The organism is Zhongshania guokunii, assembly GCF_040892635.1.
Classification (GTDB): Bacteria; Pseudomonadota; Gammaproteobacteria; order Pseudomonadales; family Spongiibacteraceae; genus Spongiibacter; species Spongiibacter guokunii.
This window is the reverse complement of the sequence record NZ_JBFRYA010000016.1, coordinates 55,737-70,058: the sequence shown is the minus strand read 5'-3', so window position 1 is coordinate 70,058 and position 14,322 is coordinate 55,737. Positions and strand designations below refer to the sequence as shown.

Below are 14,322 nucleotides of genomic sequence, written 5' to 3'. Positions count from 1 at the left end.
TATGGAAAAATTTCCCCGAGGGAAATCCGCGATAGTCGGCGCTGCCACTTTTGGTATGGGCGAAGCCCACGGCTATAAGGCAATGGACTTGGTGGCGCGCTCTGCGCACCTAGCCTTGGCCGATGCCAATTTAAAATTAAGCGATGTCGATGGCTTATTTGTGTGTACTGGCGACGACGCGCTGTCGGGTTTGGCGGCGGCGGAATACCTCGGTATTCGCCCGCGCTTTACCGACAATAACCGCACTGGTGGCTCGGCGTTTTTCTCCCATGCAATTAATGCCGCGATTATGTTGGAAATGGGCTATATCGATACCGCGCTCATTTGCTACGGCAGCAACCAGCGCACGGGTGCGGGTGGCTTGGTGTCTATGCGTCAGGCCTCGCCCTATGAAAAGCCCTACCGGCCGATGAATCCGCTGTCGTCATATGCGCTGGCAGCGGCGCGGCATATGTATGAATTTGGCACCACTGAAACCCATTTGGCTGAGGTCGCTGTGGCGGCGCGGGCCTGGGCAAATTTAAACCCCGATGCCTTTATGTTTGGCAAAGGCGAGCTGACGATTGAAGACTGCATCAGCTCACGAATGGTGTCTGATCCGCTGCGTAAAACCGATTGCTGCCTGATTACCGACGGCGGTGCGGCCATTGTCATGACCCGCGCTGATCGCGCTAAAGATTTAGTGAAAAAGCCGGTGTATTTATTGGGCGGCGCGGCCGCAGTGTGGCACTCCAATGTTGACCAAATGGAAAACCTCACAGTGACCCCCGCGGCAGAGTCGGGTCAGCGCGCCTTTGCATTGTCGGGCTATAAACCCGCCGATATGGACGTGGTCAATGTTTACGACGCGTTTTCGATCAACACGATTTTATTCCTCGAAGACCTGGGTTTTTGCCCCAAGGGCGAGGGTGGCAATTTTGTTGCCGGTGGCGCCATTGCCCCCGGCGGCAGTCTGCCGGTGAATACCAATGGCGGGGGCTTATCTTGCTGTCATCCGGGTATGTACGGTTTGTTCACTATAATAGAAAACTGCATGCAATTACGTGGTGAAGCAGGGCTGCGGCAAGTCGCCAATGCCAATCTCGCCGTCTCTCATGGTAATGGCGGCACCCTATCTAGCGAAGCTACGCTGGTTTTAGGCACTGAGTCGACACTATAAAAATCTCGCAACGGAGTTAGCAATATGTCTTTTTTTGATCGTTATGAATTCTTCAAGTTTGAGCGTCGCGGCAAGGTGCTCAATATTATTCTCAATAACCCCGACAAGCTGAATGCCTTCAGCGAAGAAGGCCATCGCGAATTGTCGCGGGTGTTCTTCGACGCCGCAGAAGATCTAGAAAGCGAAATTATTGTGGTCACCGGTGCTGGCCGCGCCTTCACTGCGGGTGGCGATTTGGAATATATGCAAAAGCTGCGAGACAACCCAGAGTTGATGCACCGCACTATTCGCGAAGCCAAGCGTTTTGTCTACACCTTGCTCGATTGTGAAAAGCCGGTGATTTGTAAGGTGAATGGCGACGCGATTGGCTTGGGCACCACCTTGTCTTTCTTGGCCGACATTACCTTCTCAACTGAAACCGCTAAGTTTGGCGACCCGCACAACAACGTCGCACTAATGGCGGGTGACGGCGGCAGTGTCATTTGGCCACAGCTAATGGGCTATGCCCGTGCCAAGCACTACTTGTTTACCGGCGAAGTCATCAAGGGTAAAGAAGCGCAGGAAATGGGCTTGATCCACAAAGCGGTTCCCCAAGAAGAATTGGACGCGGCGGTAGATGCTTACTGTGATCGCCTATTAGCCATGCCTATGCAGTCGATTCGCTGGACCAAGCAAGTGGTTAATATTCCCCTTAAGCAGCTCGCCCACAGCATGATGGATGCAGGCATGGCCTACGAGCATATTGCCGGTCAAACCGACGATCACCAAGAAGCGATTAATGCCTTCCGCGAGCGTCGTAAGCCCGTCTTTCAAGGCAAATAAGTGAAAAAGTAAACCGTTAAAAACGGCGAACTATGTCTAGCGATGGGCAATGGTTTCGCCGTTTTTTTACATGAGAATTCACATCGGGAAAGATCATGAGCGAATCCACGTCATCAGATAGCCCCATTGTTCTGCGCAAGCAGGGTGCCATTACGCATATTGAGCTGAATAATCCAAAACGTCGCAATGCCCTTAGCCGTGAAATGACCACGCTCTTGGCCGATGCATTGCGCGAAGCCCATGCCGACGAAGATTGCCGAGCCATTGTCTTAAGTGGCCGTGGCGAGCATTTTTGTGCCGGCGGCGATGTGTCGGCCATGCAGGCTGAGCGACCAATTCTCGGATCTCGTCAGCGCATTGAGCACGCCCACCATATTGTACGGCTGCTCGCTGCTGGGCCAAAACCGGTGGTGTGTGCTGTCGAGGGTGTGGCCTTTGGTTTGGGTATGTCGCTGGCGCTGGCCTGCGATGTGGTGGTGGCCGCCGAAGGCAGTTCAATGTGCGCAGTGTTTAATAAGGTTGGCCTTGTTCCCGATATGGGGATTATGTGGACCTTGGCCCAGCGCGTGGGTGTGCCTAAAGCCAAGCAATTATTTTTTAGTGCTGAGGTATTAGATCAATCGACTGCGCAAACCCTGGGTCTAATTGACCATGGCGCCGCAAAAACTGGCGCATTGACGATGGCCTTTGCGCGCGCCGAGGCATTTTGCAGTGCAGCGCCCATGCCCATCGCGCTGATTAAAGCCGCGTACGCCAAGGGCTTTGGTTCGCTGGAAGATGCCTTGCGCGCCGAGGTGGACTACCAGCCCGCACTGTATCTTAGCGAAGATCATCAAGAGGGCGTGCAAGCCTTTTTCGACAAGCGCAAACCGAATTTTACGGGCAAATAATATTGGACTCCGAGCCAAGCTTCACTGACAGGAAACTAAATAACATGGCGACCAGCTATGAAAAATTACTGGCCCTAAAAGTGCCGGAAAAGACCGTGCACTACACGGCGAAAGACTGCCAGCTTTACGCGCTGAGTTTGGGTTTAGCGAGCGACCCTATGAATCTTGCAGAGCTGGATTTTGTGTACGAAAAAAACTTAAAAGTATTACCGAGTTTATCGATGACTCTCGCCCATCCCGGCTTTTGGGCGCGGGATTTAGACAGTGGCTTAGACTGGGTGAAAATTCTCCATGCAGGCCAGTCGATGACCATACATACGCCGCTACCCAGCGAAGCACGCATTGTCGCGCGCAGCCGTATTGTTGATGTTCTCGACAAGGGCGAAGGCAAGGGCGCGCTGGTTTACTTTGAGCGTCAGTTGATTGATCAAGATAGCGGCACCTTGTATTGCACGATGGTGCAGACCGTATTTTGTCGCGGCGATGGTGGCATGGGTGGCAATCCAGCATTAAAGCCCGTGATTCATCGGCGCCCAGAGCGCGCCGCAGATGCTGTGTTAGTAAAGAAAACCTCGCCGCAAATGGCATTGCTGTATCGCCTTAATGGCGATATGAATCCACTGCATGCCGACCCAGAAATTGCGCGCAAGGCCGGTTTTGAGCAGCCGATATTGCAGGGCTTGGCCAGCTTTGGCGTGGCCTGTGCGAGCTTAATCGCACTGTGCTGCGACAACGACCCCAGCCGCCTGCACAGTATGGATTGCCGCTTCAGCGCGCCAGCCTACCCCGGCGAAACCCTGCGCACCGAAGTATGGTATGAGGCCGACGGCGTGCATTTTAGCGTCGCGGTCGAGGGGCGCGAGGTGCGGGCAATCGACAATGGCTTTATGACATTAAAGCCCTGAGTCTGGCCTTCAGTCATGCAAGGTCCGCCGTGTCCAAAATTAGGAGAAGCTTTTGAATTCCGCGGATAATAACACTACCTTGAGCGGCTACACCGCCACTAATCTCGACTTTTCTGTATGGGATGCCGACAGTCATTTGTATGAAAGCGAAGAGGCCTTTCTGCGCCACCTGCCTAAAAAGTTTGCTAAAGATTTTCAATTTATTGAAATCAATGGTCGTAAAAAATTGGCTATTGCGGGAGTAATTACCGATTATATTCCCAACCCAGATTTTGCGGTGGTAGCCTCGCCCGGCGCCCACGAAAAATGGTACCGAGGCCAGAATCAAGGCGGCCAGAGTATGCGCGAACTCAGTGGCAAGCCCTTGGTGCCGCCCGAGCCATGGCGTACCGGCAAAGGCAAGCTGGCTGAACTGGACGGCCAAGGCATACACGCCTCGATGGTATTTCCAACTCTGGCGTCAGTTGTTGAGGCGCGTCTTGGTCATAAGCCCGAGTCTATTGCGGCGCTGTTTTCCTCGCTGAATAGTTGGGTAGAAGACGAGTGGGGCTTTGCCCGCAGCGAGCGTTTATACCCCGTCGCCATGATCAATCTGTCGGACGTCGATCTTGCTGTAAAAGAGTTGGAGGTCGCGCTGCAGCGCGGTGCTAGGGTCGTCGGTATTCGTCCCGCGCCAGTACCGGGGCCACTGGGTGGCCGTTCACCGGGAGATCGCGAGTTTGACCCTTTTTGGGCGCGGGTCAACGAGGCCGGTATTTTTGTATGCCTGCACGCCTCAGACTCCGGCTATGACGATATGAGCCGCCGTTGGGAAGGCGGCGCCAAAGAATGGATTCCCTTTGAACCTACGCCCTTTAAAGCCTGTTTAGATGCCCTGGGCCGCGCCATTAGCGACAGTTTGTCTGCGCTGATCTGTCACGGCGTGTTTGAACGCTTCCCCAATGTACGGGTCGCCTCGGTAGAAAACGGCGCCCATTGGCTGCCGCCATTGCTGCAGCGCTTGGAGCGGGTCTACGGCCAAATGCCCGGTTATTTCAAACAGCATCCGGTCGAGCAATTTCGCAAGCACATCTTTGTCGTGCCCTTTTACGAGGACAATATCCGCGAATTGGCGGAGCTGATTCCGGTGGAGCGCATTCTATTTGGCAGCGACTACCCTCACCCCGAAGGACTGCCGCATCCGCTGGATTACGTCAGTGAATTTTCGGTACTGCCGCCGGCCGATGTACGCAAAATTATGAGCGGTAATTTGCAGGGTTTGTTGACAGGCGCGCGGAGTTGAAGATGGTTCTTGGCTAGGGCCAGCGACACTGCCGCCACAAAATTTTGCCTGAGGCTTCGGCGCTACCCTCGCGAATTAATTCGCGTAATTGTCTTTCGTAATTAGAGCTTGCAGGGGGAAAGCTGATTTTGCCTTGGCTGTTGATAACGCGAAACCAAGGCAGTTGGCTGTTTGTTGGGAGTTGACTAAGGAGGCGCCCGACCCAGCGGGCGCGACCAGGAAGGCCGGCAAGTTTGGCAATGTCGCCGTAGCTACATAAACGCCCGGCTGGAATGGCCAGCAGGGCGGCGTAGACTTGCTCGGCAGCTTGGTTCATTCCAGTTCGAGGTTGCGGGTGCGCTCCCAGTAGTCTTCATAGAAAAAGTCGACTTCGCCCGTTTCTAGTGAGTACTCCGCGCCGACGACCATAAGCTTGCCGTCACTAATGAGCTTTTCGAGGGTGGGCGAGCCGCTGCTTAAGTGCTCAACCGAGGTGCGAACATTGGCGCGCACAGATTGTTCAATCAAGCCTTTGTGGTCATGGCGGAGCTCGGTTGCTAGCAGGGTTTCTACCGCTGGGCGGATACGCTTAACAATCGAGTGCAGGTTCTGCGAGGGAATCTTGCTATTGCCAGTGAGCACGTCAACGGTAGCAGAGATTGCGCCGCAGTTTGAGTGGCCTAGCACCACAACTAGCGGAGTGCCAAAGTTCAATGCTGCGAATTCAACACTGCCTATTCCAGAAGGTGCTACCACATTGCCCGCGACACGGATCACAAAGAGATCACCTAGGCCCTGGTCAAAAACCAGCTCGGCGGGCACTCGGGCGTCGGAGCAGCCGAGCACAATGGCAAAGGGGGCCTGAATTTCAACTAGTTCAGGTCGTTTGTTGTGAATGATGGTGGCAAAGTCGCTATTCACATTGGTTACAAAGCGTTTGTTGCCATCTTTTAAGCGTTGTAATGCTTCCTGAGCAGTAATCATTCTAGAGGTTCCATTGGTCAGTTTGGATTATAGCCAGTCGCTGATCAGTACACCGATACCGATACTTTCGATGGCGTTATTGTATTCAATCAGGCTCTCTCCGTAGCCATTAAAGTACTTTACATAGGCCTTTACCCGAGGGTTAATCGGGAAACTCCAGCCTATTTCTACCGCACCTTTACTGTCGCTGCGTAGATTATTGCGTAGCATGAGGCTCAAGGTGCGATTGTGCCACTGGTAAATGCCCATCCACTCAAAGTTGCCAAGGTATTTTTCAATATCAGGGTTGTCATCGTCTGTGGCGGACTCTTTAAAGCGATACCACGGCTTGAATGACATCGCAAAGCGATCACGCTCAAATATCATATTCAACATCAGCCGGTTCCAGCTGCGCGACAAGGGTTCGCTGCGGCCATTAGACTGATGGTTGAATATTAACTGGTCACCAACATAGTGAAAACCCAGCCACTCCCAGTCGTGGGTAATGGTGAACATCACTTCCGGTTCGTGATTGGTCTCCCGAAACGGCGCTGAGGCTATGTCGTTGTAGGCTTGCCAGTATGAGCGATTGGTGTAACCAATACTCAGAAAGCCATTATCCTTAAAAATATTTTCCCATACCATGACTTTTATGCTGAGTTGGAACTCCAATTCAATGTTGTCGGCTTTGCCATCGTTTAGGGACGTTACGTTGCTGTAGTTACTTATGTTATCTCGGTAGGAGACCGGCATTACATAATTACTGCGGTGTGGGGTGAGCACAAAGGGGTTATCGACGGTAAAGCGTTCTAAGGCCTGACGTTCGCGAACAATGCCGCTCTTGCTATGTGGCGCCGCATATTGGCTTGGGTCACTTGAATCCTCGCTATTGGCGCCGCTGTCTGTCGACCACAGTGGTGTCTTACACAGGCTGCGTAGTTCTCCTACCGTGGTTGATTCAGCGGCAGACTGAGCGGCCATTTGCAGGCACTCTAATTCTTGCCGCGTTTGGGCAAGACCTGTAATAGGGATCAGGATGAATGCTGTAATGCTGACAAGGTGCTTCATTGATATTCCCGTGAGCAATTTATAGTGCCGCTAAATTGTAAAGCAAAGCCTACGATTTTGGTGGGTTTTGCATTTAAACAGGGGGGCGAGTAGCGATTGGCTTGAATTCGGCTTAGCTTTCCCCCACATCTTAAGAAAGCCCGTTAAAGTGAGTATGACATGCGTTTTTTGTTCGTTTTGTTTGTAGTACTACCCATATTAGAAATGTGGCTGTTAATAGAGGTTGGCAGTCTCATTGGCAGTTTGCCTACCATAGCGATGGTAGTGTTCACGGCCGTGGTCGGCGCCGCGCTATTAAAGCAGCAGGGCTTGGATACCTTGACCCGTGCCCAGCAGCGCTTAAATACAGGCCAAGTGCCCGCTAAAGAAATTTTAGAAGGCCTGTTGCTGGCGGTCGGCGGCGCGCTATTACTTACGCCGGGGTTTATTACCGACAGTCTCGGTTTTGTTTGTTTGATTGCGCCGCTGCGACAGGGGCTTATCGCTATATTGTTAAAGCGTGGGGTAATGCAGGTCCACGCAGCTAATTTTCAGGCGACAAATTCCGGATTTACTAATACTCACAACGCAGATTCATCTCCTAGTGACAAGACTGGGCGGGATTCCGTGGTTATTGAAGGCGATTACAAAAAAGAAGAATAAATTTTTAGCTCTAACTCTTGAAAAGTGTTTGCACAGCCCCATTTACAGGACAGCCCACGGTGACTTGGTGATGAATTGCCTGGTTTTCCCAGTTGAGACTCGTAAAGTTTCTCGATCCATACAAAAGGGGGTTCAGGTCAAAAGGCGAGATAGCTTTTGGGCTGACACCGGTTTAGCCGGTCAATAAATTCTAAATCATTGATTTAATGGAGATTGATAAAAATGAAAATTCGTCCGTTATACGATCGCGTTGTTGTTCGTCGTAAGGAAGAAGAGAAGACCAGTGCGGGCGGTATTGTTCTGCCAGGTTCTGCGAAAGAAAAACCAAACCAAGGTGAAGTGATTGCGGTTGGCGAAGGTAAATTGTTGGAAAACGGTGAATTGCGTCCGGTTGGCGTTAAAGCGGGCGATCTGGTCATTTTTGGCCAGTACTCCGGTAGCACAGTTAAAATCGACGGCGAAGAGCTGATCGTTCTGAATGAATCAGAAATTTTCGGTGTGGTAGAAGCTTAAGTCCAACACAAAATTTCTTTTTTAAATCAACGAATTAGTAAGAAAAGGATTATACGATCATGGCAAAAGACGTAGTATTTGGCAATGAAGCGCGTCAGCGCATGGTAGCTGGTGTCAACATCCTAGCTAACGCGGTAAAAGTCACTCTGGGCCCTAAAGGCCGTAACGTAGTACTTGAGAAGTCTTACGGTGCACCAACCATCACTAAAGATGGTGTGTCTGTAGCGAAAGAAATCGAGTTGGAAGATCGCCTCGAGAATATGGGCGCGCAAATGGTTAAAGAAGTGGCATCACGCGCTTCTGACGACGCGGGTGACGGTACTACTACTGCTACCGTATTGGCACAGGCAATTGTTAACGAAGGTTTAAAATCAGTTGCTGCCGGCATGAATCCAATGGATATCAAGCGCGGTATCGACAAAGCAATCGCAGCAGCAGTTGCCGAAGTGAAGAAATTGTCTAGCCCTTGCGCAGACAATAAAGCAATTGCTCAGGTAGGTACTATCTCTGCCAATAGTGACACCAATATTGGTGACATCATTGCTGAAGCCATGGATAAAGTTGGCAAAGAAGGCGTGATCACTGTTGAAGAAGGTCAGGGCCTAGAGAACGAGCTGGAAGTAGTTGAAGGTATGCAGTTCGACCGCGGCTACCTGTCTCCTTACTTCGTAAACAACACTGAGAACATGAGTGTTGAGCTGGAAAGCCCCTTCATTCTGTTGATCGACAAGAAAATATCCAATATCCGCGAATTGCTGCCAGTTCTGGAGCAGGTTGCCAAGTCTAGCCGTCCGCTGGTGATTGTTGCCGAAGACGTTGAAGGCGAAGCGTTGGCGACATTGGTTGTTAACAATATGCGCGGCATCGTTAAAGTTGCTGCTTGTAAGGCGCCTGGTTTTGGCGATCGTCGCAAAGCCATGTTGCAAGATATTGCAATTCTGACTGGCGGCACCGTGATTTCAGAAGAAGTGGGTCTGGAACTGGACACCGCTACTCTTGAACACCTTGGTACCGCTAAGCGCGTCACCATGGACAAAGAAAACACCGTAATCGTTGATGGCGCTGGCGACGCGGCTGGTATTCAGTCTCGTGTGGCTGAAATCCGCACTCAAATTGAAAACACCAGCTCAGATTACGACCGTGAGAAACTCCAAGAGCGCGTAGCTAAATTGGCTGGCGGTGTAGCGGTTATCAAGGTTGGCGCTGCAACTGAAATGGAAATGAAAGAGAAGAAAGCCCGCGTTGAAGATGCATTGCATGCAACTCGCGCTGCAGTAGAAGAGGGTGTTGTTCCTGGCGGCGGTGTTGCTCTGGTTCGCGCAATCTCTAATATCGGCGTTATCGAAGGCGACAACGAAGACCAAACTGCGGGTATCAATGCCGCGCTGCGTGCAATGGAAGCGCCACTGCGTCAAATCGTAAGCAACGCTGGTGACGAAGCTTCTGTTGTACTAGACAAGGTTCGCAACGGTACTGGTAACTTCGGTTACAACGCTGGCACTGGTGAATACGGTGACATGATGGAAATGGGTATTCTCGACCCAGCCAAAGTAACTCGTACTGCGCTGCAGGCTGCTGGTTCGGTTGCTGGTTTGATCATCACTACCGAGTGCATGATTGCCGACGCACCTAAGTCTGAGTCTGGTGCTGGCGGCATGCCAGACATGGGCGGCATGGGCGGCGGTATGGGTGGCATGGGCGGTATGGGCGGCATGATGTAAGCAGTCCCGTCTGCGCTAAAACCTCACTTTGGTGGGGTTTTGTACCACATTCAAACCCCGGCCTAGGTCGGGGTTTGTTGTTTATTGTTTATAGAAGAACTAAATCATTAATCTTGACGATTCGGTTTTAGTAGTGCCCGCAGCCAATTGCGCCAGCTATTGTTGGCCATAGTCATCTTGGCTAGCTCGTCTTGAATTTCGTAGTAGTGCTCAGAATCTTGAAACAAGACCTCACGTTTTAGCATTCGACGCTTTGGATTGATGCTTTTTATCACCCGCGCGGGGTTGCCCGCCGCAATCACGTTGGCAGGTATGTCTTTGGTGACAATACTGCCGGCGCCAATTACGCTGTTCTCGCCAATGCGCACGCCTTTGTTGACGATGACGCGCTCACCCAGCCAGACGTTGTTTTCTAATACCACTGGTCTTTCACTGCGAAACGGCCGAATGCGGTTGTAAATACCGTGCCAGTCGCTGTCGCTGATATATACATTGGCGGCGAACATACAGTTGTCGCCAATGCGGATCGACTTGGCTGCGGAAATTCGTACTCCTGGCGATAGCAGGCAGTAATCGCCAATACGGATTTCGGTTTTGCCGAGTCGACTGGGCCAGGTGGTTAAACGAATGATATTGTCTGGCGAGGCGATAATGTGGGCGTGGCGGCCAATATGAATATTGTCGCCAAAGATCACCACGCTGCGCGGGTTGACGACGTCTGGCACGGTGCCAATACTGTCAAATTGTGGCGCAATATAGCGACGAACATACCAGCGGTTTAGTGCCTTACTAAGGCGGTGGAGCGCATAGGGGGTACTGCTGCGACGCACAAGCTAATTCCTTTGCTAGGGTGGTAAATGACCGCAAGTCGGCCATAATAATTATTGGTTGCAGATTATCTCAGTTCGCTTCCATGGATGCATGTTATTGGATCTAACGTATTTACTCAGTTATTGTTGAGTAGTCAGTGAAAACATGCTTTAGTATGGCTCAATCAATAATTTTCGTGTAGTAGCTGTTCGCCATAAACCTAAAATCGCCTGAGAGCTTACAGCTTAAAATAATTACTGGGATCGTCATATGATCAATTATCGTGCACTTAGTCTAATCATAGTGCTGCTAGCGCTGTCCGCGTGTGGTGGCAGTAGCAGTTCTAGTTCTAACTCCTCTAATGGCGGCAGCTCGGGTGGCGTGAATCAGCCGGTCGACACCGATGCCGATGGTGTCCCTGACAGCAGTGATAATTGCCCCCAGCTGGCCAATGGCAATCAGGCGGATGCCGATAGTGACGGTATTGGCGATGTTTGCGACGACGATGCCGATAATGACGGGATTAGTGATGAGCAAGATAATTGCCCTGCAGTGGCGAATGCTAATCAGCAAGACCTTGATATCGATAGTGTTGGTGATGTTTGTGACCCTGAAGACGGTCGCGATAGTGACGGCGATGGCATTGGCAACGAAGAGGATCTCTGTGCAAATTCGGCTGCCCAGTCGACAGTTGATGCCCAGGGCTGCTCTGCAGCACAAACCAATGCTTCATGTGGCGACAGCTTCGCAACCGTGACGGCTAACCGCCATTATCAAGTGATCTTGCCTTCGGCTAGCGGTGAGAATATCAGTTTTGAAGTGTTTGAACCGGCTATTTTAGATTGTGGTAAACGAGCTCTGGGTGCACATCCTGTAGTGTTGCACGGCCATGGTTTTGGCGGTACGCGGGTAAGTGATCCTGCTGCCAGCGACTACAGTGGCAATGCTTTGGACTTGCTGGTGGCGGCGGGATATCCGGTAATTAGCATTGACCAGCGTGGCTTTGGCGACAGCAGTGGCACCGTGCGGGTGATGGACCCAGATGTGGAAGGTTTGGATTTATTGCAGATACTGGATTGGGCAGAAGCCAATTTAGATTATTTGGCGTGGCGCAATGAGGCAAGCGGCGAACTGGCGGCGCGGCCAGATCCGGCAGTTAGTGTTGCTGGCGGTGTTAATCTGCTCAGCGGTGCAGTGGGCTCAAGCTATGGTGGCGGTTACCAACTACTGATCCACGGCGTAGACGAGAAACAGCGCATGGATGCGATGGTGCCAGATATTACTTGGCATTATCTGCCCTTTAGCCTAAATCCCGGCGACGTGGTGAAATCGGCGTGGAGTTTGTTGTTAGTGGGCGGCGGCGAAGCAGGGAGCTACCAGCCTGGTTTTGAAAATCAAGAATCGCCGTTGGCAAGGGGGCTTGACCCATTTGTGAAAGAAACGCTATTGCGGGGTATTAGTAGTAACGAATTTCCCCGCGATGCCTTGGCGTGGTTTAGCTACCACAGCCCGCGTTACTGGTGTGATCTAAACGGTCAGGCGACGATGCCTTACAATTTTTCGGCCAGCGAGCTAAACAATAATATTAGCAGCGAGTTCAACGAGGCGCCGGGCAGCAATAGTTACACGGGCCAGCCGGGGGTGGATATCTTATTAACTCAGGGCATTCGCGATACCCTGTTTAACTTCAATGACGCCTGGTGGAATTATCAATGTTTGAGCGAGCGGGCGGCGAGCACCGGCCATGAAGTGCGGCTGCTAACCCATGAAAGTGGCCATATTATTCCCAACTTTATTGGCGAAACCCCCGATCCAATTTACTTTCAAGCCTTGGCGGGCAAGTTTGCCTGCGGTGCTAGGACTCAACGCAGTGCCACCATTGATTGGTTTAACGACAAGTTGCGGGGTCAGGCTCCGGCAGCTGATCTCAGCGGCCCCAACGAGATTTGTGTTTCATTGGCGGACGATGATGCGGTGAGTATTCCTGTGACAGAGTTCAAGGCTCGCCGATCTGCCAATGACGCGACCGTGCCAGTGTTTAGCGAATTTAATGACTTGGCGTTAGCCAATGTGCCAAATGGTGCGGCCGCTCAGGCGGCTCATGTCTTGGGGCAGGACGTCAATATTGTGCCGCTCCTAACGGTGGGTGATGGCAACGGCTTAATTATTGCGGGTATCCCTCAGCTTGATATTACGGTGACCACTCCGCAAGTGCTTAATGACGAAGCTTGCGCACTGGGTGGTGTGCCGACGATTCGGAGCGGCTGTGACAGCATCCTGTTTGTTGGTGTTGCGATTCGCAACGCGGGTGGCGAGTGGCGTTTGCTAGACGATCAAATCATGCCGGTGCGAGGCTTGGGTAATCATACCGATATTGATTTGGTGGGTATTGCCGAGCGCGTAGCGAAGGGGGACGAGCTGGGTTTGTGGGTCAGCGGCTATCACCCGCAATATCTCGAGTCATTTTCCCGCGACGCGACAATTCCGGTGGTAAACATAACAGCCAATGCGCGCTTACCTCTGTTTGCAGTGGATGCAGCCGGCGAGCCTAATTTTAGCTCTGCTGCCAGCGCTGCCATAGTGGCGTCTACCCCTTAATATTGGCGGTTGGGCCAGGGTATGCGCTGGCCCGCGCTTTTTCTATACGCGCCCACACCTTATTTTTGGATTATTGGCCAATATTGGCCGCCGCGACTAGATAAGAATTTGTGCCAGAGGCGCGCTCCTCACTATACTTAAACTCATTTTTTGCTGGAGGCTTGCCAGTTCTAGGCTGGTAAGGCCTCTTACTCTGTTGCAGGTGTCTTTTCTATTTTTAGGCTAATTTGGCCGTTTAGTGAGTGAGGGTGATTTGGATCTGTCGTCAATTGTTCCGTGGGGGCGCTCATATGCAGAGTACTGCCGGATGTTTGCGCTTAGCGAAAGGGATTTAGAGGGATATATTCTCGGCTGCGGTGATGGCCCCGCCAGTTTTAATGCCGAGCTGAGTCAAAATGGTGGTCGGATTATGTCGGTTGATCCCATCTATCAGTTCACCAAGGCTGAAATAAGTAGCCGAATTCAGCGTGTTTATCCCGGTATGATTGCCGAACTTGCCCGCCATGCCGATAATTACTACTGGAGCAGCTTTAAAGACCCTGGTCACCTTGGCTCCGTGCGCATGTCGGCGATGAACCGGTTTCTAGACGACTTTGATGTCGGTCTGGCTGAGGGGCGTTACGTTGAGGCGACTCTGCCTGAACTTCCTTTTTTCGATAATGAGTTTGATCTTGGGCTGTGCTCTCATTTGCTGTTTTTATACAGTGAGCAGATCGATGCCGCCCAGCATATTGAAGCCCTAACGGAGATGTGTCGCGTTGCTAAAGAGGTGCGAGTTTATCCGCTGCTTAGTCTTGATGGCCGTTTGTCGCAACACCTCCCAGGCGTGATACGCTATTTTAATGAACGGCATTATCAGGCCGAGCTAAAGGCCGTGCCCTATCAATTTCAAAAAGGTGCTAGCGATATGCTCACCCTGCGGAAAATTATTCGCTAGATGTTCGATGTATATAACTTAGTAAATAGAAAC

At 51.7% G+C, this 14,322-nt stretch carries 14 protein-coding genes; 10 read left to right on the top strand and 4 right to left on the bottom strand.

Annotation, left to right across the window (positions count from 1 at the left end; genetic code table 11):
• Position 1: 1 nt before the first annotated feature.
• From AB4876_RS15955 to AB4876_RS15935, 5 genes are all read left to right on the top strand, one after another.
• A complete protein-coding gene (locus tag AB4876_RS15955) occupies positions 2-1,159 on the top strand; it encodes a thiolase family protein (RefSeq protein WP_368382747.1) in 1,158 nt (385 codons plus the stop codon).
• A gap of 24 nt (positions 1,160-1,183) precedes the next feature.
• Complete coding sequence (locus tag AB4876_RS15950; RefSeq protein WP_368382746.1) at positions 1,184-1,981, top strand: enoyl-CoA hydratase/isomerase family protein; 798 nt, start codon at positions 1,184-1,186, stop codon at positions 1,979-1,981.
• Positions 1,982-2,076: 95 nt separating this feature from the next.
• A complete protein-coding gene (locus tag AB4876_RS15945; RefSeq protein ID WP_368382745.1) occupies positions 2,077-2,871 on the top strand; it encodes an enoyl-CoA hydratase/isomerase family protein in 795 nt (264 codons plus the stop codon).
• Between the two features lie 44 nt (positions 2,872-2,915).
• Positions 2,916-3,776, top strand: coding sequence for a MaoC/PaaZ C-terminal domain-containing protein (locus AB4876_RS15940; protein ID WP_368382744.1), 861 nt, complete (start codon positions 2,916-2,918; stop codon positions 3,774-3,776).
• Positions 3,777-3,828: 52 nt separating this feature from the next.
• Entirely contained in the window at positions 3,829-5,058 is a 1,230-nt protein-coding gene (locus AB4876_RS15935) for an amidohydrolase family protein (RefSeq protein WP_368382743.1), read from the top strand.
• A gap of 13 nt (positions 5,059-5,071) precedes the next feature.
• Here the strand turns inward: AB4876_RS15935 and AB4876_RS15930 are convergent, their stop codons facing one another.
• From AB4876_RS15930 to AB4876_RS15920, 3 genes are read right to left on the bottom strand one after another with little or no spacing between them, the layout of a single operon-like run.
• Positions 5,072-5,374: an MGMT family protein gene (locus AB4876_RS15930; protein ID WP_368382742.1), complete on the bottom strand. Its 303-nt coding sequence runs from the start codon at positions 5,372-5,374 to the stop codon at positions 5,072-5,074.
• The gene (locus AB4876_RS15925; RefSeq protein WP_368382741.1) at positions 5,371-6,021 is read right to left on the bottom strand and encodes a carbonic anhydrase; all 651 of its coding nucleotides are present in this window, start codon (positions 6,019-6,021) and stop codon (positions 5,371-5,373) included. Before AB4876_RS15925 ends, AB4876_RS15930 begins: the two co-directional genes overlap by 4 nt.
• A 27-nt stretch (positions 6,022-6,048) precedes the next feature.
• Entirely contained in the window at positions 6,049-7,068 is a 1,020-nt protein-coding gene (locus AB4876_RS15920; RefSeq protein ID WP_368382740.1) for a phospholipase A, read from the bottom strand.
• 159 nt (positions 7,069-7,227) lie between these two features.
• On the opposite strand from AB4876_RS15920, the gene AB4876_RS15915 reads away from it, so the two are divergent.
• From AB4876_RS15915 to groL, 3 genes are all read left to right on the top strand, one after another.
• Positions 7,228-7,710 (top strand): FxsA family protein, encoded by a 483-nt coding sequence (locus AB4876_RS15915; RefSeq protein WP_368382739.1) that lies wholly within the window; start codon positions 7,228-7,230, stop codon positions 7,708-7,710.
• A 222-nt stretch (positions 7,711-7,932) separates the two neighbouring features.
• Entirely contained in the window at positions 7,933-8,223 is a 291-nt protein-coding gene (locus AB4876_RS15910) for a co-chaperone GroES (protein WP_368382738.1), read from the top strand.
• A gap of 59 nt (positions 8,224-8,282) precedes the next feature.
• On the top strand, positions 8,283-9,944 hold the full coding sequence (groL, locus tag AB4876_RS15905) for a chaperonin GroEL (RefSeq protein WP_368382737.1): 1,662 nt from the start codon (positions 8,283-8,285) through the stop codon (positions 9,942-9,944).
• 107 nt (positions 9,945-10,051) lie between these two features.
• Here the strand turns inward: groL and AB4876_RS15900 are convergent, their stop codons facing one another.
• Positions 10,052-10,774, bottom strand: a complete 723-nt coding sequence (locus AB4876_RS15900; protein ID WP_368382736.1) for an acyltransferase — start codon at positions 10,772-10,774, stop codon at positions 10,052-10,054.
• Positions 10,775-11,024: 250 nt separating this feature from the next.
• Between AB4876_RS15900 and AB4876_RS15895 the strand changes: the two genes are divergently transcribed.
• The gene (locus tag AB4876_RS15895; protein WP_368382735.1) at positions 11,025-13,352 is read left to right on the top strand and encodes a thrombospondin type 3 repeat-containing protein; all 2,328 of its coding nucleotides are present in this window, start codon (positions 11,025-11,027) and stop codon (positions 13,350-13,352) included.
• Positions 13,353-13,590: 238 nt separating this feature from the next.
• The gene (locus AB4876_RS15890; protein ID WP_368382734.1) at positions 13,591-14,289 is read left to right on the top strand and encodes a class I SAM-dependent methyltransferase; all 699 of its coding nucleotides are present in this window, start codon (positions 13,591-13,593) and stop codon (positions 14,287-14,289) included.
• Positions 14,290-14,322: the final 33 nt, after the last annotated feature.